The organism is Halomonas sp. 111 (assembly GCF_052379685.1).
In the GTDB taxonomy this organism is placed as follows: domain Bacteria; phylum Pseudomonadota; class Gammaproteobacteria; order Pseudomonadales; family Halomonadaceae; genus Vreelandella; species Vreelandella citrativorans.
The window spans coordinates 1-19876 of sequence record NZ_JBQSYV010000034.1 but is presented as its reverse complement, the minus strand read 5'-3'; the positions used below and the strand labels follow the sequence as shown (position 1 = coordinate 19876).

The 19876-nt window shown below is 52.2% G+C and carries 23 protein-coding genes; 12 read left to right on the top strand and 11 right to left on the bottom strand.

The genetic code is table 11. The annotated features are described in order from the left end of the window. The first annotated feature begins 60 nt into the window (after window positions 1-60). The 9 genes from fliJ to fliR all read left to right on the top strand — a co-directional run bounded on the left by fliJ (window position 61) and on the right by fliR (window position 6474). Window positions 61-513 (top strand): flagellar export protein FliJ, encoded by a 453-nt coding sequence (fliJ, locus tag ACT3T7_RS17875; RefSeq protein WP_192527266.1) that lies wholly within the window; start codon window positions 61-63, stop codon window positions 511-513. Between the two features lie 19 nt (window positions 514-532). Next, the gene (locus ACT3T7_RS17870; RefSeq protein ID WP_444631837.1) at window positions 533-1882 is read left to right on the top strand and encodes a flagellar hook-length control protein FliK; all 1350 of its coding nucleotides are present in this window, start codon (window positions 533-535) and stop codon (window positions 1880-1882) included. Window positions 1883-2034: 152 nt separating this feature from the next. Next, window positions 2035-2511: a flagellar basal body-associated protein FliL gene (gene fliL / locus ACT3T7_RS17865; RefSeq protein ID WP_087109089.1), complete on the top strand. Its 477-nt coding sequence runs from the start codon at window positions 2035-2037 to the stop codon at window positions 2509-2511. Window positions 2512-2531: 20 nt separating this feature from the next. Beyond that, window positions 2532-3587 (top strand): flagellar motor switch protein FliM, encoded by a 1056-nt coding sequence (gene fliM / locus ACT3T7_RS17860; protein ID WP_087109091.1) that lies wholly within the window; start codon window positions 2532-2534, stop codon window positions 3585-3587. Continuing rightward, window positions 3584-4171, top strand: coding sequence for a flagellar motor switch protein FliN (fliN, locus tag ACT3T7_RS17855; protein WP_444631836.1), 588 nt, complete (start codon window positions 3584-3586; stop codon window positions 4169-4171). Before fliM ends, fliN begins: the two co-directional genes overlap by 4 nt. Continuing rightward, entirely contained in the window at window positions 4168-4605 is a 438-nt protein-coding gene (fliO, locus tag ACT3T7_RS17850; RefSeq protein ID WP_444631835.1) for a flagellar biosynthetic protein FliO, read from the top strand. Before fliN ends, fliO begins: the two co-directional genes overlap by 4 nt. An 8-nt stretch (window positions 4606-4613) precedes the next feature. Next, window positions 4614-5381, top strand: coding sequence for a flagellar type III secretion system pore protein FliP (gene fliP / locus ACT3T7_RS17845; protein WP_140398986.1), 768 nt, complete (start codon window positions 4614-4616; stop codon window positions 5379-5381). A 27-nt stretch (window positions 5382-5408) separates the two neighbouring features. Continuing rightward, the gene (gene fliQ / locus ACT3T7_RS17840) at window positions 5409-5678 is read left to right on the top strand and encodes a flagellar biosynthesis protein FliQ (protein ID WP_087109097.1); all 270 of its coding nucleotides are present in this window, start codon (window positions 5409-5411) and stop codon (window positions 5676-5678) included. A gap of 4 nt (window positions 5679-5682) precedes the next feature. After that, complete coding sequence (gene fliR / locus ACT3T7_RS17835; protein WP_444627818.1) at window positions 5683-6474, top strand: flagellar biosynthetic protein FliR; 792 nt, start codon at window positions 5683-5685, stop codon at window positions 6472-6474. A gap of 74 nt (window positions 6475-6548) precedes the next feature. On the opposite strand, the gene flgL is transcribed toward fliR, so the two are convergent. From flgL to flgB, 11 genes are all read right to left on the bottom strand, one after another. Continuing rightward, a complete protein-coding gene (gene flgL, locus ACT3T7_RS17830; RefSeq protein ID WP_444631834.1) occupies window positions 6549-7796 on the bottom strand; it encodes a flagellar hook-associated protein FlgL in 1248 nt (415 codons plus the stop codon). A gap of 16 nt (window positions 7797-7812) precedes the next feature. After that, entirely contained in the window at window positions 7813-9729 is a 1917-nt protein-coding gene (gene flgK, locus ACT3T7_RS17825) for a flagellar hook-associated protein FlgK (RefSeq protein ID WP_444631833.1), read from the bottom strand. 62 nt (window positions 9730-9791) lie between these two features. Next, complete coding sequence (flgJ, locus tag ACT3T7_RS17820; protein ID WP_444631831.1) at window positions 9792-10811, bottom strand: flagellar assembly peptidoglycan hydrolase FlgJ; 1020 nt, start codon at window positions 10809-10811, stop codon at window positions 9792-9794. Next, complete coding sequence (locus ACT3T7_RS17815; RefSeq protein ID WP_444631829.1) at window positions 10811-11941, bottom strand: flagellar basal body P-ring protein FlgI; 1131 nt, start codon at window positions 11939-11941, stop codon at window positions 10811-10813. The genes flgJ and ACT3T7_RS17815 overlap by 1 nt, the downstream gene beginning before the upstream one ends. A gap of 46 nt (window positions 11942-11987) precedes the next feature. Further along, window positions 11988-12677 carry a flagellar basal body L-ring protein FlgH gene (locus ACT3T7_RS17810; protein ID WP_087109109.1) on the bottom strand — a complete coding sequence of 230 codons (690 nt, stop codon included), beginning with the start codon at window positions 12675-12677 and terminating at the stop codon, window positions 11988-11990. A gap of 25 nt (window positions 12678-12702) precedes the next feature. Further along, window positions 12703-13485, bottom strand: coding sequence for a flagellar basal-body rod protein FlgG (gene flgG, locus ACT3T7_RS17805; protein ID WP_087109111.1), 783 nt, complete (start codon window positions 13483-13485; stop codon window positions 12703-12705). Between the two features lie 33 nt (window positions 13486-13518). Continuing rightward, complete coding sequence (locus ACT3T7_RS17800) at window positions 13519-14277, bottom strand: flagellar basal body rod protein FlgF (protein WP_444631827.1); 759 nt, start codon at window positions 14275-14277, stop codon at window positions 13519-13521. Window positions 14278-14308: 31 nt separating this feature from the next. Beyond that, window positions 14309-16021 carry a flagellar hook protein FlgE gene (locus ACT3T7_RS17795; RefSeq protein WP_444631825.1) on the bottom strand — a complete coding sequence of 571 codons (1713 nt, stop codon included), beginning with the start codon at window positions 16019-16021 and terminating at the stop codon, window positions 14309-14311. 36 nt (window positions 16022-16057) lie between these two features. Then, window positions 16058-16750, bottom strand: a complete 693-nt coding sequence (locus ACT3T7_RS17790; protein ID WP_444631824.1) for a flagellar hook assembly protein FlgD — start codon at window positions 16748-16750, stop codon at window positions 16058-16060. 2 nt (window positions 16751-16752) lie between these two features. Next, a complete protein-coding gene (flgC, locus tag ACT3T7_RS17785; protein WP_444631822.1) occupies window positions 16753-17163 on the bottom strand; it encodes a flagellar basal body rod protein FlgC in 411 nt (136 codons plus the stop codon). Window positions 17164-17190: 27 nt separating this feature from the next. Then, window positions 17191-17622, bottom strand: coding sequence for a flagellar basal body rod protein FlgB (gene flgB, locus ACT3T7_RS17780; RefSeq protein ID WP_444627826.1), 432 nt, complete (start codon window positions 17620-17622; stop codon window positions 17191-17193). A gap of 300 nt (window positions 17623-17922) precedes the next feature. On the opposite strand from flgB, the gene flgA reads away from it, so the two are divergent. From flgA to ACT3T7_RS17765, 3 genes are all read left to right on the top strand, one after another. Next, window positions 17923-18522, top strand: coding sequence for a flagellar basal body P-ring formation chaperone FlgA (gene flgA, locus ACT3T7_RS17775; protein WP_406565427.1), 600 nt, complete (start codon window positions 17923-17925; stop codon window positions 18520-18522). Between the two features lie 85 nt (window positions 18523-18607). After that, window positions 18608-18874: a flagellar biosynthesis anti-sigma factor FlgM gene (gene flgM, locus ACT3T7_RS17770; RefSeq protein WP_087109125.1), complete on the top strand. Its 267-nt coding sequence runs from the start codon at window positions 18608-18610 to the stop codon at window positions 18872-18874. 11 nt (window positions 18875-18885) lie between these two features. After that, the gene (locus tag ACT3T7_RS17765) at window positions 18886-19335 is read left to right on the top strand and encodes a flagella synthesis protein FlgN (RefSeq protein WP_172117788.1); all 450 of its coding nucleotides are present in this window, start codon (window positions 18886-18888) and stop codon (window positions 19333-19335) included. The last annotated feature ends 541 nt before the right edge of the window (window positions 19336-19876 follow it).

Below are 19876 nucleotides of genomic sequence, written 5' to 3'. Positions count from 1 at the left end.
CGAGTGTGCCACGCTTGAGGATTCACGCCAGGCACTGCATACCGTAGTGGGAGGTCGAACATGAGCCATTCACAGCTAGAAATGTTAACGGGTTTAGCCAAGGATGCTCGCGACCAGGCAGGTCAATTGCTTGCACATGAGCGACAAACCGAGCAGCAGACGGCCGCTCAGTTGCAGTCGCTTAGCCAGTATCGCACGGAGTATGCCGAGCGTCTGCAAAAGGCCATGCGTGAAGGTATTGACCCCGCTACCATGTACAACTATCAGCAGTTTCTGGCCTCACTTGACGCTGCGTTAAGTCGTGCTCGCCAAGCGTTAATCGCTCAACAGCAGCGCGTTCAGCAGAGTCAACAGCACTGGCAACAAGAGCAGCGCAAGCTCTCTTCCTACGATACACTGACTACCCGTCGGCTATCAGAAGAGCACCGTCGTCTTGAACGCCATGAGCAAAAAACCAATGATGACTTGGTGACCAGCCGCTTGGCTCGCCAGCACAATGAAAAACCGCATTAGTGGCACTGAGGAACGATAAATGAACATACAGCTATTGCTGTCAGGAGCACAGAATCAAGGTTCTGCCTCAATGGCCAGCTCGCCTCTCTCTGCGTCAGTAGATACGCCGGATCTTTTTCGCCAGGCGTTATCTCAAGCAGCTAATTTGCCATCAACTAATGCGCCATTACGTGCTACGGAAGTAGACAGCCAAACGCCAGTAGAGTCTCAAGAGCAGCTTGCCTCATTACAGGCCAAATTATCACTCGCAACGAGCGACACGTTAGCGTCACAGCAGGCGGTTAATCCATTAAACAGCGAGTCATTAACGTTTCTTGATGAAATTGCTGCTCGCATGAACCTGCTTGCTTCCTTTGCAGAACCAGCCGAGCCGGCTGAAGCGCTTCAAGGGGTAGCGCCTGAGCTTGAGACACTGCTCCAACAGCTCGACCTAAGCCAAGAGCAGACCGCTGAATTGCTCAGTGCACTCGGCATAGCCCCCCAGCCGGGTATGGCGTTAGAGCACTCAGACAACGCCATTGAATTACTCTCGCATCTTAGCGAAGAGGAAGCGGGTCAGCTTGTTAGCGCGTTAAGTGTCATGCTTACCGCTACGACACAAAGCAGTGCTGGGGCATTAGCTACTCACAAAGGGCCGCAGAGCCAACCGTTGAGCAGTGGCGCCTATCGTCACGATGCCTCAAGCACTCTTTCTACAACCAACGCTATTGCGACAAAGCTAGACACCGCTAACGGCCAACCAACCGTTGCCAACAGCCAGGATGTTTTGACAAAAATTGGCCCATTGACGCCCTCAGCGCCGCTGGCAACGCCAGACGAGCTTGAACCGCTTTTACGTGGTGGCCAACCAGCCGCTGCTGGGTTCCCGAACTCAGCCTCCGCCGGTAATGCCCCTGTAGCAGCGTCCTCGTCGATGCCATCTTCACACGCTTCGCTGGGAACACCAGTCAGCAGTCCTGCCTGGTCTTCACAGCTTGGCCAGCAGTTGGTTCAGTTCGCTCAGCGCGGAGGCGAGCAACAGATTAAGATGCAACTACACCCTGCTGAGCTTGGGCCACTGTCAATTACCTTGAAAGTCAGTGAGCAAGGGACACAAGCACACTTCTTATCGTCGCACATGCAGGTTCGCCAAGTGGTTGAACAAGCGATTCCTCAGCTTCGTGAAGCACTAGCAGAGCAGGGTATTTCGTTAGGCGAAACCTCCGTTGGCGAGCAGCATAATTCCAATGAACAGGCCTTTGCTGAAAAAGGCAATAACGCTGGTGCGCAGGTGGGCAGTAGCGTAACGGACAGTGATCAGGACACGCTAGCGCCCGTTGCGGAGAATATTTCACACCCTCTTGATGGGCGGGTTGATCTTTACGCTTAAATATTCGTTGTACGAGTAGCGACTCACGCGCCCAGGTGCGCAAAACCAAAAGATAGGCTCGCCAAGCGAGCCTGTTCATTTCATCACCGCCCGCCATATTAGGCATAATGCGTAATCAGTGGTGTGTGGCGATTATGGGAACGGAACGACTAATGGCTGAAAAAAGTGGCGGATCCAAAAAACTGCTCTGGATAATGATTGTTCTGGTGCTCCTTTCCTCAGCAGGGGCAGCAGCAGCCATTTATATGGTGCTTGACCAGCGTAATGAACAGAGTGCTGATGGCGAATCACAGCTACCAGCAGAGCGTGAAACGCCTGTATTTACGCGAATTGATCCTTTTACGGTCAACCTTGCAGATGATCGCTATGGTTCTCGCCTCTTGTATACAGGAATTACGCTGCGTGTTGGCAATGAAGAGAGCAAAGCGATTATCGAAGAGCACATGCCTCAAGTGCGTAGCCGTCTGCTGATTTTACTCTCAGGCAAGCAAGCCAGTGAACTTACCTCCACAGAAGGTAAGGAGCAGCTAGCACAAGCGATTATCAGTCGCCTTGGCGTACCCCTGACGGAAAATCAGCCGCCGCTTGATCTACGCGAAGTGCTGTTTACTGAATTTATTGTGCAATAACCCGGGCACTGGAGCCGTTCATGTCGCAGGACGATCTACTGTCCCAGGAAGAAATTGATGCCTTACTAAAAGGCGTCAGTGGTGATGAAGAACCATCGCCCTCCTCTTCGCAGCCAGCTAGCGAGACGCGCATTCGCCCTTATGACCCTTCAACACAACATAGGGTCATCCGTGAGCGCTTACATGCATTCGACTTTATTAATGAGCGATTTGCCCGCTATTTCCGAAATGGCTTGTTTAACTTGATTCGGCGTAGCGCTGACATCACGGTGGAGTCCGTCCGTTACCAAAGCTTTAGCGAGTTTTCGCGTAACGTGCCGGTACCTACCAACTTAAACCTGGTAGCAATGAAGCCATTGCGTGGCTCGGCATTGGTGGTTTTCCCACCTAACCTTGTTTTTATGGTGGTAGACAATCTGTTTGGTGGCGATGGCCGTTTTGTTACCAAATCAGACGGCCGTGAATTTACCAATACAGAACAGCGTATTATTTACCGTCTTCTGAACTTGGCAATTGATGCCTACCAGGAAGCATGGAAGGTCGTGTATCCGGTCGACGTTAATTTTGTGCGCTCTGAAGTCCAGGCCAAGTTTGCTAATATCACCAATTCACCGAACGAAATTGTCGTCAACACCAAGTTCAATATTGAAGTGGGCAATCTCTCAAGTAATTTCCAGATTTGCATGCCCTACGCCATGATTGAGCCTCTGCGGGATCTGCTCGCCAATCCTATTAACGACAGTAATCAGGACCATGACGGCACCTGGTCCCGACGCATGGCCAGCGAGATACGCCAATCAGAAGTAGAGCTGGTGGCAGAGTTTGCTCAAATACCTAGCCGTATTGCACAGGTAATGGGGCTAAAGAAAGGCGATGTATTGCCGCTGGATATTCCCGATACGATTACCGCTCGTGTTGATGGAGTCCCGGTCATGGAGTGCGAGTATGGTAGCCAGCGCCAGCAGCATGCGCTGCGCGTTCTCCATATGATCGACCATGCCGCTATGAATAACGTATCGTCACTGGACTTTATTAAAGGTTCGAAGCGACAGCAAGCCAAGGAATCCAAAGCATGACTGATCCTAATAAACCCGATCAAAATGTCTCCGATGACGATTGGGCGGACGCCATGTCTGAGCAAGAAGAGACGCCAAACGCTGCCGATACGGCTAGCGAGGAAGATCCTTGGGCAGCAGCAATGGCTGAACAAGAGGAGACGACAAACACTGCCGATACGGCCAGCGAGGAAGATCCTTGGGCAGCCGCAATGGCTGAACAAGAAGCCGCCGAGGAGGAGGCCCCAACCCCTGAGGATGCAGCGCCAGACACTTCAGCCGCGAAACCCGCCAGCGATGAAATATTTAGGCCGCTAAGCCCCACTGACGGAAGCAAGCAGACACGCGATCTTGAAATGGTCATGGATATCCCGGTAAAACTGACCGTGGAACTAGGCCGTACGAAGCTTACGATCAAGCAGCTGCTTGAGCTTGCCCAAGGGTCGGTGATTGAACTCGAAGGCTTGGCAGGCGAGCCGATGGATATTCTCATTAACGGCTACTTGATCGCGCAGGGTGAAGTCGTTGTTATCGAAGACAAATACGGTATTCGTATTACCGAAATCATCACACCCTCTGAGCGCATTCACAAGCTTAACCGATGAGTGCTGACACCTCTCCATTGCAAGATGGAACTATCGATGCGCTAGGCAGCAGCGGTGATGCGTTTATCGGCATGGCCATGTTCGGTAAAACCGCCGCTGCCTTGGCATTGGTTATAGTCATGATTCTACTCTGCACAGCGCTCTTAAAGCGCTGGCAGAATGCTCGCCCGCAACTGGGAGCCCACCTACGCGTCATTACGAGCACGGCGGTCGGCAACCGCGAGCGCGTCGTCGTCGTCGAAATTGAAGACACGTGGCTGGTTCTTGGAGTAGGCAATGGCCGAGTCACCAAGCTGCATGAGCGCCCGGCACCTGACGACAGACCTGCTCCTTCCCCTCGTTCTGATTCGCCGCCTTTTGCACAACGGCTTTCTCAGGCGCTGGCAAAGCGTCGGCGTAAAGGCTCCGATACCGACCCACATCAAACACCATGAGGCATAGGATGCACTCCGTTAGGTCCTACTGGCAGCTTTGGCTGCTGTTTGGCGTTGCTGTCGCACTTTGTATGTTGACTAACCCCGTGCATGCACAACAATTGCCAGGCATTATCTCTCAACCGCTTGAGGATGGCGGTCAGCAGTGGTCGCTATCGCTTCAAACACTGCTGCTTTTAAGCTCGCTGGCGTTCCTGCCAGCGATGCTACTGATGATGACCAGCTTTACACGGATCATTATTGTGCTGAGCCTGCTGCGAACCGCGATGGGCACGCAGGCAACACCACCCAATCAGGTGCTGCTGGGTATCGCGCTGTTCCTAACCTTTTTTATCATGTCACCCGTTCTTTCTCAGGTGTATGACACAGCCTGGCAGCCTCTATCGAACGAGACGATTAATTTTGAAGAGTTTTTGCTGCGTGCCCAGCTACCGTTTCGTGAGTTTATGCTTGCCCAAACGCGGGAGCCTGATTTAGCCCTATTCGTCCGCTTGGCAGACGTAGGACCTTTGCAAGGTCCTGAAGAGCTCCCCATGCGCGTGTTATTGCCTGCCTTTGTCACCAGCGAGCTTAAAACTGCCTTTCAAATCGGTTTTACTATTTTCATTCCCTTTTTGATTATCGACCTGGTGGTCGCCAGCACGTTAATGGCGTTGGGAATGATGATGGTGCCGCCCGTGACGATTTCATTACCGTTCAAATTAATGCTTTTTATACTGGTTGACGGTTGGCAGTTAATCGTTGGCTCACTCGCCCAAAGCTTTTACGTTACCTAGGTGCCGCGCCAGCGGCAAGGAGCAAGCATGACCCCTGAGGTGGTAATGAGCATGGCGTATCAAGGCATGCGCGTCACACTATTTCTGGCAGGCCCCATACTGCTGGCGGCACTTTTTACCGGCTTACTTGTTAGTCTTTTTCAAGCGGCCACGCAAATTAACGAAATGACGCTCACCTTTATCCCTAAAATCCTGGCGGTGTTTGCCGTTCTGGTTTTGGCGGGCCCGTGGTTGATTAGCTTGATTACGGATTTTACGACACGACTGTTTACTAACATTCCCAACATGGTGATGTAGTGCCATGGTGGAAATCACCTTTGCTCAGTTGCAAGGCTGGTTGATAGCCTTTTTATGGCCCTTTGCGCGCATTACAGCATTTATGGCCGTTTCCCCGCTGTGGGGACATTCCAGCATCCCTAACCAGGCAAAAGTGGGAATCGCCGCGTTAGTGACCATTGTGATTGCACCGATTCTCCCAGCCATGCCGAATGTCGCCATTATGTCCTGGGCAGGCATAGGGATCATGGTAGAACAAATAGTGATCGGACTAGCCATAGGGTTGGTCATGCATATTGTATTTGCGGTTGTTCAGGCGGCAGGTGAGTATATTGGCTTACAAATGGGGCTCGCGTTTGCCACGTTCTTTGATGCTTCTAGTGGCACCAACATTATGGTGCTATCACGCATTTTATATATGATCACATTGCTCATGTTTTTAGCGTTTAACGGCCACCTAATGGTGCTTGAAACGCTGATCATGAGTTTTGAGACACTGCCCATCGGGATAGCCGGTTTGAACCCGGGGGCCTTCGATCTTCTGGCCCGCTACGCAGGCACTATTTTCGCCGCAGGTATGCTTCTAGCACTACCCGTTGTGGGCGCGTTACTGATTATCAACCTATGTCTCGGTATTCTTAATCGCTCCGCCCCTCAGCTTACCGTGTTCAATATTGGCTTCCCCACCTCACTCACCGTCGGGCTAACGCTCTTGATGGTCTTAATGACGCGTATTGACCGTTTTCTACAGGCCCTCTTTAGCCAAGGGCTGGGAATGATGCAAAACCTGATAGAAGCCATGGCTCCTTTAAACTAACAGCGCCTATAAACTAAAAAGCCCTGTTACGGTAAATAACCGTGACAGGGCTAATATCATGCTCTTATCTGTTTTTACATATAGTTAAACAGTGACAAGCCCTTAACATCCACAAACGTCTTCTGCGCGGCCTGCATGCCCACCTGGCGCAGGCTATACTCAGAAATAGCCTCCACATAGTCCAGATCTACTAGATCCGACAGCGTTTGCGTATAGTTCATCGTGCGGTTACTGCCCACCGCATCAATAACGTCCAACTCATTAAGGCGTGCGCCTGCAGAGGCACGCACGGTCAGCACGTTATCCAATGCGTTATCCAGTTCGCGCATCGAGCTATTTAAGGTGTTACGCATAGCCGCTTTTTCAGTATCCGTTTGTGCGGGATTATCCAGCACGCCAATCGCCGCTTCCAGAGTCTTAAAGAGATCTGCAGGCTGTTCTGAAGTTCCTGGGCGGGCCATGGAAATTTCGTCGCCGTCTGCCGGTTCCCCTGTAAGGGTAATGCTGATGCCGCCAAACGATAACTGTTGTCCATCACCCGCATAAGCAAACGGACCTGGTGTCGTTTGACCATCGGGGATGATGTCGCCATCAGTCCCAGTTACGTTATAAGTAATATCACCACTATCATCATCGACGTTGAATTTGATGGTGAATGCCTGCCCATAATCATCATTGGTAACATCTTTAACGTTAGGGCCCGAAAAAGTCACATTGCCACCATTTCCCGGCGCTGCTTTCGCCACGTAGCTAGCACTACTTGGCACACTCTGGAAAATAGTTTTACCATTTTCAGTCACCGGCATTAACCGGGAGGAATCAACCTGCTGCTGGCGACTATTAGCATCACCGTTATATTCAACGCTGCCTTCTGCATTTTTAGCAAACGGAGGCGCATTATCCTTGTAACCGCCAAATAGATAACGGCCATTACCATCGGTAGCGTTTGCCTGACCGATGAGCGTTTCGTAAACGCCTTTTAATTCACTAGCAACCGACTCACGGTCCACATCACTGAGGGTATCGCTGGACGCTTGGATGAGCAGCTCTTTTGCGCGGATTACCGCATCGCTCACGCTATTGAGGATACTCTCTGTTTGTGCTACTGAGTTGCGAGCCGAGACACGCGAATCAGCGTATTGCTCAGTAATAGCGATCGACTGATCAACGCCCACCGCACGTGAGGCCGCCTGCGGGTCATCCGAGGGGTTGACCACCCGACGACCACTGGCGAGTTGCTGACTCACCTTTAAGAAATCACTTTGCTGGCGATTCATGGAGGCCGTGCTTTGCTCAAACATCGTTACGCTGCTAATACGCATAGCCTAGACTCCTGGATTAACCGCGCAGGTTCAAGATGGTGTCCATAATAGAGCCCGCCGTATCGATGACACGCGCATTGGCCATATAGTACTGCTGGTAGCGAATCAGATTGGCAGCCTCTTCGTCCAGGTTTACGCCAGACTCAGACTGCTGCACCGCACGCAGCTGATCGGTTAGTCCTTGACGCGCATCCAGGTTGACTTGAGTAATATTGGCACGGTTACCCACATCACTCACAATGGAGGCGTAGGCAGAACTAACGGAGGCTGAGCCTCCTACCACAGCTTCACTCTGCAACTTTTGCAAAGCCAATGCATTACGGTTATCACCCGAGGCCGCGATAATGTTTTGAGCAACCGTTAACGTCGCCTCTCCGTTAGTAGGGAGTGAAGAAAGCGTAAAGCTCATTCCATCAATTTCAACCGTTTCGCCACCTTCCAAAGGATCACTATCCACATCAAACGGCTGACCATCAACGCGGACCGTTGCCCCCGCTGGCTCTACCTTTAGCGCACCCTCTGAATCCAGCGTTAACGTATACTCTTTATGGTTAGAGAACGCCCCTGGCGACATCTTCAGGTCATCAACGGCTAAATCACCCGAGTGTTTAAATGAAGTAAGAGAACTGCCTTCTTCACCGTCTAAGCCTGCATCACCTGCGGCTATTTTATCCCCGTCCGTAATCGCCACCTTCATATCCTGGCCGGCGCGACGAACAGGCTGAATTTCGAACTTATCGCCATTCTGTGGCGTACTCTCAAAGGCAACATTAACGCCACCAAAGGACAGTACTCCGCCATCCAATGTGAAGTCCACCTCGTCACCACTGTCATTACGTGTCACGCTAAACGCGTCATTGCGATAACTGATGGTGTAGTCTGTAGCGCGTAGCTCATCAATATTATCCGTATCGAATTCAACGGATGCTATTTCAGAGGCATTGCCTTTATAGCTGTATCCTAGCGGCTTACTTAGTTCAAAGAAGTCCCCACCCAATTCACCATCCAGGTCCACACCCTTTTTATGCTGATCGTTAAAAGCAACCGAGAGCGAAACAGCCAGCTGACCAATCTGGTTCTGCGTTTTATCCAACGTCTCGGAACGAAACGCCATTAGTCCGCCCAGCGTACCGCCTTTTATCGTTGACTCATTTAACTTTACAACGTTACCACTACCATCGCGATAGCCAACTATGGTGCGTTGTGGGTCGTTGTCAGCCTGTACAGCCTCGAGTTTAAAGGAGTCTGTACCCGTCACGAGCGGCTGGCCGTTGGGAAGGCTAATGTTATAGGTTTTACCGTCCTGAATATTCAGGCGCAGATCCATTCGCTCGTTAAGCTCAGAAACCAGATGATCGCGCTGGTTAAGCAGGCTATTAGGCGCATCCCCCGTACGCGCACGCGCCAGAGAAATTTCTTTATTCAGCCCCGCAATCTGCTCAAGCGAGTTATTAATTTGGGTAACTTCATCCTTGATTTGGCTATTAATATTGCTCTGCATATCCTGCAGATAGCCATCAAAGGATCGAAACTGAGCACTTAATGTGCTTGCTGTTCCAAGCACCCCTTGACGAGCGGCCGGGTCAGATGGCGAGCTTGCCAGGTCTTCAAGCGAAGAAAAGAAGCCCTGCATCAGCGGCGCCAAACCAGCGGCTCGGTCGGCCAGCAGGTTATCGATTTGCGAGACCTGATTGTTATAGGTCTCAAGCGCACTCGATTGTGTCTTCGCGCTATTAAGCTGGTTAGCGACATAGGTATTAAACTGCCGCTCAATGGCATTCACTCTCACGCCACCGCCCACATTTCCCTCACCCAACTGAGTGAGTTCGCGGTTGTAGCCCGGCGTGTAAACATTGCTGATGTTGTTACTGGTGGTGTTTAAGGCATTCTGGGCAGCATTAAGGCCGCTTAAGCCAACAGAAAACATGCTCATGGTTGATATCCTTAGGCCGATACCTAATATATCGGCAGCACCCTAAAAAACTTGAGCCCTACCTAGCGCGAATCCGCCAGGTAGGTGCTCTCTGTTGTTAGCGACCCCATGGTATTCATAACGGCTATCAGCTTTTGGGCGTAGCGCGGGTCTGTGGCATAGCCGCCTCGCTGCAACGCATGCGCGGCTTGCTCGGCACTGGGCGCCTGCACCACCGCTGCGTAACGCGAATTTTTGCCGATCAGGTTGGCATAATCGGTAAGCGAATGCTCAAACGAATCATAGACACGGAACGTATCAACCACCTGTGTGCGGCGCCCGTTAATATATTCATGCGTCACAATATCGGTGGTTTTACCCTGCCAGTGGCTACCCGCTTTAATCCCGAACAGGTTATGGCTGTTGCCTCCCTGACGGGTGGCTATTTCATGCTGCCCCCAGCCAGTTTCCAGGGCTGCCTGTGCTAATATCAACTCGGCGGGAACACCGCTTGCTTTACTGGCAGCTTGAGCGGGAACCGCCAATTTATCGATAAAGCGCTGCACATGCTCTGGCGCGTTGTTATTAGCGCCAGGCATGCCAAGTGATGCCTGCTCACCAACGTCAGCACGCTTGCGTATCGCATCCAGCTCTGACAGAAAGCGACCGCTTCCCGGAGAATTAGAAGGGTGCTCTCCTTGCGGCTGTATGGCGCCATCCAGCACACGTGGAGTGCCGCGTGGAATACCGGCAATGAGCGCTTGTAGTTCTTGGTCGGCTACATTTTCTTCGCCCACCACACCTTGGCGCTGAAGCTGCTCGACCAGTACATCCGCCAGGCCTATTCCTTTGGATGCAATGACCTGCGACCACTGCTGGTCCAGCATCTGCTGATAGGTATCAGTCGTCGTGCTACTCATCAGATCTGAAGAGGGAATAGCGTCACGCATGCTCTTCATCATCATATGCACAAAGAGCGCTTCAAACTGTTGGGCGGCTGAGTCTACTCCCGCTTCCGGGTCGACGCGCGCCGTATGCTGCAATCGCTGAAAACCCTGAACGTCTAACGCAAACTGGCCGGTCATATCATTAGAGACGCTCATTAAATCACCTCCAGCTCGGCACGCAGCGACCCAGACGCTTTTAGCGCCTCAAGAATCGTCATCAAATCCTGAGGTGTCGCCCCCAAGGCATTCAGCGCATTAACCACGTCCGTAAGCTGAGCACCCTCTACGATTTGTAGATACGCTTCCTGCTGCTCAATATCGATGTCCGTATCCGGTACCACAACGGTTTGGCCCTGACTAAACGGGCCTGGCTGGCTCACACCCAGGTTTCTATCGATGGTGATTGATAGGCTCCCGTGGGCGACTGCCGCTTGGCGTAACGTCACAGCACTGTTCATTACCACGGAACCAGTACGCGAATTTAATACCACTCTGGCCGGCGCTTCGGTGGGCGTTACCTGAACGTTCTCTACGCGTGCCATAAAGTTGACCCGCGCGTTAGCATCGACAGGGCCATCCAGCGCAATGACACGCCCATTACGGGCATAGGCCACCGATTGGCCAAATTCGTTATTAATCGCGGTCACCATACGCTGCACGGTACCGAAGTCCGCTTCATTTAATTGCAGTTCAAGCATCCCGCCGTTGCCGCCCAGATTAAGTGCTACTTCACGCTCAACCAGTGCGCCACCTGGGATTCGGCCTGCAGCCTGCTGGTTAATCTGTACGCTGCTACCGCCTGCCTGGGCGCCCGCACCGCCTACCAGCATATTGCCTTGAGCAATCGCGTAGGTATCGCCATCCGCACCTTTTAACGGTGTCATCAATAGCGTCCCCCCGCGTAGGCTACGCGCGTTGGCAATAGATGAAACCACAATATCCACACGCTGCCCTGGTCGCGCAAAAGGCGGTAAATCTGCGGTCACCATTACCGCCGCAACGTTACGTAGCTGCATATTGGTGCCTGGTGGAATAGTCACGCCGAGCTGAGACAGCATGTTGGAGAGGCTTTGGCTGGTAAAGGGGGCCTGGGTTGTTTGGTCACCCGTGTTATCCAGCCCGACCACCAAACCATAACCCACCAATTGGTTATCGCGCACGCCTGCAAAACTGGCTAGCTCAATCACGCGTTCGGCATAAACGGGTAAAGCAAGTAGGCACATAAGTAGCAGAGCACCCAGTTGCGCCAGCCGCATTTTAATTAATCGAAAACCGTTTAGCTGCATGACGATCACTCTAGGCCACTAAGTTGTTTAGCCATTCCAGGTACCATTAGAAGGGCGAAATATTCAAGAAAAAGCGTTGCAGCCATCCCATGTGCTGAGCTTCATTAATATAGCCATCCCCAACATACTCTATGCGCGCATCCGCTACTTGCGTGGAAGGCACCGTATTCTGGGTGGTAATCGTACGTGGATTCACGACACCTGAAAAACGTATGAACTCGGTCCCTTGGTTAATGCCGATCTGCTTTTCGCCCCTAACACGCAAGTTACCGTTATTCATGACTTCTAAAACCGAGACGGTAATGGTGCCGGTAAACGAGTTGTTCGCTTGCGCGCCGCCACCGCCGTTAAAATCGCTGGCCCCGGCAATATCGAAACCATATTCAGCCAGGGTGTCGAGCACATCAGGCAACTGGGCAAGATCCAGCGATGCGCTGCCGTTACGCGACGCATTTGTGCGCGCATTTTTGCTGGCGCTTACCTGCTCATCCAACACTATGGTGAGGATATCCCCCATTGCTCTTGGTCGACGGTCTTCAAAGAGCGGCTGATAGCCTTGCCGGGCTTGGTAAATTGAGCCATTGGGAATAGGCGGTGGGCGATCAACAATTTCAATCTGCTCTTGTTCACCCACTACTGAGGCGCGGGGTATCTGGGCACAGCCGGCCGCCAGTAAGGTAAAAAACAGCAAAGCAATAACGCTTAGCCGACGGCTAACATGGTAAAAATCCCGCATGGTTCAATAAACCTCAACGCGCTCTTTATAGTTGACTCAAACGTGCCAACATTTCATCGCTGGTAGATACGGCTTTGCTGTTAATCTCATACGCGCGCTGGGTTTGGATCATGCTAACCATCTCTTCCACAACGTTCACGTTCGAGGTCTCGACGTAGCCTTGGAACAAGCGCCCGGCACCGTTAATACCCGGAATATTTTCATTGGGAGCACCGGAGGCACCGGTTTCCAGGTAAAGGTTTCCACCTATGCTTTCTAAACCAGCGGGATTAATAAACGATGTCAGCGTGACTTGGCCAATATCGTTGTCTACCGCAACGCCTGGCTGACGAACACTTACCGTACCATCTTCAGCGATAGTCACAGCCAAGGCATTTTCCGGCACAAAAATAGCTGGCTCCAGCGGGTAGCCATTCGCCGTTACCATCTGACCATTTTCGTTGAGCTGGAAGCTTCCGTCCCGGGTATAGCCACTCGTACCATCAGGCAACAGCACTTGGAAAAAACCTTCGCCGTTGATAGCAAGGTCACGCGAGTTTTCGGTTTGCTCCAGGCCACCTTGAGTATGTAAACGCTCGGTGGCCACGGCCCGAACGCCGGTACCGACCTGCATACCTGAAGGCAGCCGGTCCTGGATATTGTTCTGTGCTCCTGGCTGGCGCATATTCTGGTACAGCAAATCTTCAAACACGGGGCGCGAACGCTTAAAGCCATTGGTGCTAACGTTGGCCAGGTTATTGGATATAACATCCAATTTCGTTTGCTGAGACTCAAGCCCGGTTTTAGCAGTCCACAAAGAAGTAATCATGAGTGTTCGTGTTCCCTTGTTAGGCGGCTGCTATCAGCCCTGAATAGAGAGCATGCTGTTGGCCCGCTGAGCATTCTCATCAACGGTGCTGAGCACTTTCATTTGCATATCGTAACGTCGCGCGACATCAATCATCGCGACCATGGCATCCACAGCGCTGACATTACTGCCTTCAAGCGCACCGCTGACCAAACGAGCATCCTCGTTTCCTGGCAGCACGCCAGGTGCTCCCGCGTCATTGAGCGGAGAACGAAACAAGCCATCATCACCGCGCGTCAGTAACTGATCATCTGGCGTTACCAATTTGATCCGGCCAACATCAACGAGCGCTTCCGGGCCCTCGCCTTCAGGAATAGCGCTAATCGTGCCGTCGGCGCCGATGGATACCTGCGCCCCTTGAGGCACCGCAATAGGACCAGCATCGCCCATCACTGGGCGCCCTACGTTTAGCAGAACACCATCGCTATCCAGCTGCAGGTCGCCACGGCGTGTGTAGGTTTCCGTACCGTCGTCCGCTAACACCGCCATCCAGGCATCACCCTGCATCGCGATATCCAGCGCACGTCCGGTAAACTCAACCGGCCCTTGTGAAAAATCACTTCCCGGCGTGGTGGTCATGACTGACGTACGCGTTGCCAATAACGCTTCGCCTTGAACGGGCACCGAGCGCGCAGCCTGAAGCTGCGCACGAAAGCCGGTGGTGGTCACGTTCGCCAGGTTATTGCTGACCACCGACTGCTGATCCATGGCGTTTTTAGCACCGCTCATGGCGGTATATAGCATTCGATCCAAGTGATTTACTCCTTACAAAAAGGGCCCATTATTAAAGGTTAATAATGGTTTGCAGGAGCTCATCCTGGGTGCTGATGGTTTGTGAGTTGGCTTGATAGGCGCGCTGAGCGACAATCATATCTACCAGCTCACGCGCCATATCGACATTGGAGGTTTCGACTGCACTCGCCTCAATCATGCCACGCAGACCAGTTCCCGCTGCGCCGACCAACTCTTGTCCTGAAGAAGCGGTAGCGGTCCATAGGTTATCGCCTTCGGGCTTTAAACCCTCAGGGTTACGGAAGCTAACCAACGCAATTTGGCCAGCGGCACGCGACTGCTCGTTTGAATAATTGCGCATCACAGTGCCGTCATTTTGGATGGTGATACCCACCAAGGCGCCCGAGGTATAACCGTTCTGGGTCAGGGCGCTAGTGGTAGAGTCATTGCCGAACTGGGTAGAGCCCGCGGGATTGTACTTGAAAACCAGCGGCTCGCCACCACTGTCGATATCGAAAGCGATTTCCTTCTGCTGACCGCTTTCCAGAGCGTTGAAGGCGGTGAGCCAAGTCGCCTGGGCGGTATCACGCGTACCCTCGGCTGCGGTCAGCGCCGTTGCGGCAGTCGTCAGTTCGGCGTTGGCAGCATCAAGCGCTGTCTGGGCATTAGCCGCCGCTGTTTGGGCAGCCGTAACTGCTTCCTCGGCCGTCGTCAGTTCAGTATCGGCAGCATCAAACGCTGCCTGGGCTGCCGTCACCGCCTCTTGAGCATCGTCATAGCCAGGATCGCCAGGAGCAAGCGCGGCAAGGGCCGCCTCGGCAGTGGTCAGTGCAGTCTGAGCTTCAGCCTGTGCAGTTTCAGCAGCACCCCGTGCAGTCTCAGCATCAGTCTGCGCAGTCTGAGCATCGTCTAGCTCGCTCTCGCGCTGGGTGGCTAACGCTTGGGCCGTATCGCGCACTTCCTGAGCGTTCAGGAAGCCCGTCTGAGCCACCTGATAATTTTCTTGGGCGGTGAGGTAGTCAGCGCTGCTTTCACGCACCCCGACCAGACCACCGTTGGCATTGAACTCCACCAGGAAGTCATTGGCCGGGTCATAAGTGCCATCGGCCACCACCTTGGCCTGCCAGACGTTCTGACTCTCGGCACCACCGACCTTTTCGTAGTAAACCGTGGCGTTCACTGGGTTGCCCAAGGAGTCGTATGCAGTGAAGTTATTGACATAGTGGTAATCGATGATCTCACCACTGGCGAGTTCAGTACTGCTGAGATCGCTGCCGGAAACCTCACGGGAATCCAGGTTGAAGGTCACATTGACGTTAGTAGTGGCATTCGCACCCAGCTCATCCGAATCAACCGTCAGCGCTACCGGCTGGCCACCCGCCTGAACCTGGCCTTGGGCGTTGACGCCGTAGCCCATAATTTGCGCGCCCTGCGCGTTTACCAAACGCCCATCCGCCGTCATAGTCAGTTGGCCATTACGGGAATAGCCGACTTCGCCATTTGTTTGCTGAAAACGGAAGAACCCGTCTCCCGCAATGGCTAGATCCATATTGCGGTTAGTAGATTCCACATTACCCTGGCTAAAATTCTGCAATACCGTGGAGGTGCGAACACCAAGCCCAATACGTGACTCTGCAAAAACATCGGCAAACTGAACATTGGAGCTTTTAAAACCAACCGTTTGCGAATTGGCAATATTGTTACCGATAGCGCCCAGTTTTTGCTGTTGAGCGTTAAGACCACTTAGTGCTTGTGAAAAGCTCATGATGTTCCCCTGAAAAAGATATTGTTTAGCGAATAGTCAAAGAATTTGTTTAATTTGATCGAGAGCTACCTGACCATAAACGGCCCCTAGATCCAGGCGAACATCACTGCCACCAGCTCCTGGCGATACTCCTTGAACGAGCGCATAATTAAGTGCTCGTGACTCAAGCAGCTCACCTTCTGCATTCATCGCCTTGAAGTTAACGCGGTAGGCACCTGCCGGCACTGCCACGTTATCGTTGGTTAAACCACCCCAGCTAAAGGATTCGACACCTGCAGCAACAGCACCAAGATCCTTGGTGTAAACCACCTCGCCTGCTTTGCTGACTACGGTGACCTCAACATTTTCAGCAGCGCTATCCAGTTCAATACCAAACGGTGTCGCGTAAGAGCCGCTTTCTTCGTCAACACTGACCATCACGTTATTGCCAGGCACCAATACGGCCTTATCAATCAATCCTGCGGCCTTCAACGCCTGATTGGCGTCCATTTGGCTGGTAATACCTTTGAGCGTGCTATTCAGCTCTTCGATACCGCTAACAGTATTGATCTGTGCCAGCTGGGACGTCATTTCCGCGTTTTCCATCGGATTTAGCGGGTCCTGGTTCTGCAGCTGGGTGATCAGCAGAGTCATAAAGCTATTGCGAAGCTCGTCTGACTGGCGAGCCGATAGACCGTTAGAGCCACCGCTGTTAATACTATTAACAACACTCGTATCGATACTACTCATGATTACCCCTCACCCAGTGACAGCGTCTGCATCATCATCTGTTTTGTGGTATTGAATACCTCTACGTTCGCCTGATAAGAGCGGGACGCGGAAATCATATTCACCATTTCATGCACAGGCTCTACATTGGGCTTGGCCACATAGCCATCTTCATCAGCGGAGGGATGATTGGGCATGTATTCCAGACGCAGCGGTGAGTCGTCTTCCACAATGTCGGAGACTCTCACGCCACCAATACCAAAACGGGTGTTTTGTGCCTGCGCTTCAAACATCACGTGTTTCGCGCGGTATGTTTCACCATCAGGCCCGGCAATACTATCGGCGTTGGCCATATTGCTGGCGGTGACGTTCATTCGCTGGGATTGAGCGCTCATGGCAGAGCCAGCAACATCAAACGCTGAAAACATCGACATTAGTTATCTCCTACGCAGTTTGCTGGCCTACTCAGGCTGCATTGCGTTTTTTAGACCTTGGATACGGCGATTCATGATCGTCAGTGCCGCTTGGTAACGCACGGCATTATCAGCAAACTGTGTACGCTCGCGATCCATCTCAACCGTATTGCCGTCCAAACTCGGCTGGGAAGGAATTCGGTACAGTAACGCCGCATTACCGGCGCCTTGCCAAGCAGGCCCGGCACCGGCCAAATGCTGTCCAGACGTCCGGGCGAGCGTTAATCCCCCTTGGCTGCCCTGTTGTGAAACGCCACCGTCAACGGCTTTTTTAAGCTCGTTGGCAAAATCAATGTCCCGCGCCTTATAATTTGGCGTGTCGGCATTCGCAATATTAGCGGCCAGCACTTCATGACGCGCTTGACGCAAGCCTAATGCCTGCTGGTGGTAGTTAAAGGCAGATTCTAGTTGATCAAGCATGCCGCGCCCTCGCTCGCCGGGAGGCAAAAAAATTAAATTTATCGATGGTGAAGAATACGCTTACGGCTGTCAGCCCAAAGCATGGAACAGCTAGCGTTTACACCAGCATTTCGTCTGTTTCATCTACTTCTTTTTCGCTACACTTACTGACTAAATCTCGTTATCCCCCGCCTGCTGAGCTGCCCCGCCATGTCACATCCGCTGCACATAAAACGTTGCTTCTCAGCAGTACTCACGCGCTATTTTTCACTGGTGGCCTGTTTGGCGTGTTTCTCAAGCGCACAGGCAGACGATGCGCTCATGCAGGAAGTGCATCAGTTTTTGTATCAACAAACGCAGCCTCTAGGAGAGGAGGTGGTCATTGATGTGCGCCCTCCTTCTCCTCACTTACCGCTCTGCGTTCAGCCGGAACCTTTTTTGCCCAATGCGGGTCAATCACCACTAGGACGTGTTTCGGTAGGTGTTCGCTGCGGTGAAACACATCAGCAAGTGCGCTATTTACAGGCCCAAATTGATGTTATTGGCAACTATTGGGTAGCCCAACACGATATTAATCGCGGCACGCTGATTACCCCTGATATGCTCGTTGAGCAAAGTGGTAATTTGGGGGAGCTTTCGTCGCAGGCCCTAACCAATGAAGAAGAAATTGTTGGCAAGGTTGCTCAGCGGCAGATTCGAAGTGGCAGTACCTTTTTAACCCACTTCTTACAAACGCCTTCGGTTGTTGAGCGCGGTCAGCGGGTTACGGTCATCGCTCAAGGCAATGCTTTTCGCGTTTCACGCGAGGGAGAAGTGCTGGAAAGCGGAGGGGTAGGAGACCAGGTTCGCGTGCGCTTTGATACCCGTGAAATAGTAACGGCACGAATTAATGAACAAGGCATTTTAGTGGTGGATTTTTAGATCTGGTCTAAAGTTTTAACCACCAGGGCCGATAGTTGTTATCACTGACGCCGAATACACAGACGTTGACCATAAGGCACACAACGTGAACATTGATAACCTCAATTCATTGTTACGCTCGAACCAAGCGCAGCAACGTGATGAAACACAAAAGATGGGCGGCCCCAAGGCGACTGAAGTCGCTGGTCAAACGCGTGAATCTACTCAGCTTAGCCATTCTCATTTCGATGATACGCAGGATATCGATATGGCAAAAGTTCAAGAGATTCGCGACGCTATTCGTGAGGGCCGTCTTGAAATTCGAGCTGACCGTATTGCAGATGGCTTGATTGCCAATCTTTCAGAGTTATAAGGTAGCGTATTATGAGCCTTGCCCATTTGCTTTCCGACCAGCAGCAACGTATTGATGAGCTAGTGGCGCTATTATCGAGTGAGCAAACACTCTTAACGCAGGGTGACATTGACGGAAAAGCGCTTGCCGATACAGCAGAAGGTAAACAAGCGCTGCTGGCCGATATAGAGCGCATTGAAACGCTACGCCGCAATGTTCAAAAGCGACTTGGCTATGAAGACAACGCCAATGGGGCACGCTTGGCTGCTCGTGATGCTGGCTGTCAAACGGCTTGGGAAACGCTACTCGAAAAGAGCGAGCGTGTTGCGCGTATGAACGAACTAACCGGTCAAATGCTGTCGGTACGCATGAAGCACAATCAGGAAATGCTGGACTATATACGCCAAATTGCGGAAAAAACACTCTATAAACCTGATGGGCGTAATAGCGCGCAGTCAGGAAGAATCAACGCATCCGCCTAGTTATCCCCTTTAGGCAAGTATCCCTTCTACAGCTTCAATAAAAGCCTACTTTTTTATTACTGGCTCCGTACCCGAACGTTTTGCCAAGCCAACGGCAGCACCGGTCATGCCGTAATGAATGGGCTTTTAGCCTCGCACCACGCATGTTAGCTGCGTAATTTCCCCCATTCTGGATGTAACAACTGAAGAAAGCCGCCTTGCTTTACAGAAGCAGCTAAAGGATAGCCTGTCGACTTCTTTTTCAATGCCATTGATTTACGGCATGGCGATACTCTTTTCCTACACGTCTGGATCAATTAATGATGGGTAACCTGCAGACGCTCATGCACGTAAATGCTTTCACATCTGCCGATGCTGACAGCTTTTGGGATTAGGAAAGAAAATCTATTGAATAGTAATGGGTTCTACTCCTCTTACACGCATAAAAAAATCCCCCGAGGCGCGAGCCCCGGGGGATTTTTCACAATAAGTGTCTGACGATGACCGGGGCGGCCATCCGACGGCCGGCGCTCCGGGACTCTCGCATGGGGAGACCCTTTTC

Bases quoted from the DNA above. Each gene is read 5' to 3' on its own strand.
- fliJ (WP_192527266.1), top strand. From the start codon at position 61: ATGAGCCATTCACAGCTAGAAATGTTAACGGGTTTAGCCAAGGATGCT.
- ACT3T7_RS17870 (WP_444631837.1), top strand. From the start codon at position 533: ATGAACATACAGCTATTGCTGTCAGGAGCACAGAATCAAGGTTCTGCC.
- fliL (WP_087109089.1), top strand. From the start codon at position 2,035: ATGGCTGAAAAAAGTGGCGGATCCAAAAAACTGCTCTGGATAATGATT.
- fliM (WP_087109091.1), top strand. From the start codon at position 2,532: ATGTCGCAGGACGATCTACTGTCCCAGGAAGAAATTGATGCCTTACTA.
- fliN (WP_444631836.1), top strand. From the start codon at position 3,584: ATGACTGATCCTAATAAACCCGATCAAAATGTCTCCGATGACGATTGG.
- fliO (WP_444631835.1), top strand. From the start codon at position 4,168: ATGAGTGCTGACACCTCTCCATTGCAAGATGGAACTATCGATGCGCTA.
- fliP (WP_140398986.1), top strand. From the start codon at position 4,614: ATGCACTCCGTTAGGTCCTACTGGCAGCTTTGGCTGCTGTTTGGCGTT.
- fliQ (WP_087109097.1), top strand. From the start codon at position 5,409: ATGACCCCTGAGGTGGTAATGAGCATGGCGTATCAAGGCATGCGCGTC.
- fliR (WP_444627818.1), top strand. From the start codon at position 5,683: ATGGTGGAAATCACCTTTGCTCAGTTGCAAGGCTGGTTGATAGCCTTT.
- flgL (WP_444631834.1), bottom strand. From the start codon at position 7,796: ATGCGTATTAGCAGCGTAACGATGTTTGAGCAAAGCACGGCCTCCATG.
- flgK (WP_444631833.1), bottom strand. From the start codon at position 9,729: ATGAGCATGTTTTCTGTTGGCTTAAGCGGCCTTAATGCTGCCCAGAAT.
- flgJ (WP_444631831.1), bottom strand. From the start codon at position 10,811: ATGAGCGTCTCTAATGATATGACCGGCCAGTTTGCGTTAGACGTTCAG.
- ACT3T7_RS17815 (WP_444631829.1), bottom strand. From the start codon at position 11,941: ATGCAGCTAAACGGTTTTCGATTAATTAAAATGCGGCTGGCGCAACTG.
- ACT3T7_RS17810 (WP_087109109.1), bottom strand. From the start codon at position 12,677: ATGCGGGATTTTTACCATGTTAGCCGTCGGCTAAGCGTTATTGCTTTG.
- flgG (WP_087109111.1), bottom strand. From the start codon at position 13,485: ATGATTACTTCTTTGTGGACTGCTAAAACCGGGCTTGAGTCTCAGCAA.
- ACT3T7_RS17795 (WP_444631825.1), bottom strand. From the start codon at position 16,021: ATGAGCTTTTCACAAGCACTAAGTGGTCTTAACGCTCAACAGCAAAAA.
- ACT3T7_RS17790 (WP_444631824.1), bottom strand. From the start codon at position 16,750: ATGAGTAGTATCGATACGAGTGTTGTTAATAGTATTAACAGCGGTGGC.
- flgC (WP_444631822.1), bottom strand. From the start codon at position 17,163: ATGTCGATGTTTTCAGCGTTTGATGTTGCTGGCTCTGCCATGAGCGCT.
- flgB (WP_444627826.1), bottom strand. From the start codon at position 17,622: ATGCTTGATCAACTAGAATCTGCCTTTAACTACCACCAGCAGGCATTA.
- flgA (WP_406565427.1), top strand. From the start codon at position 17,923: ATGCAGGAAGTGCATCAGTTTTTGTATCAACAAACGCAGCCTCTAGGA.
- ACT3T7_RS17765 (WP_172117788.1), top strand. From the start codon at position 18,886: ATGAGCCTTGCCCATTTGCTTTCCGACCAGCAGCAACGTATTGATGAG.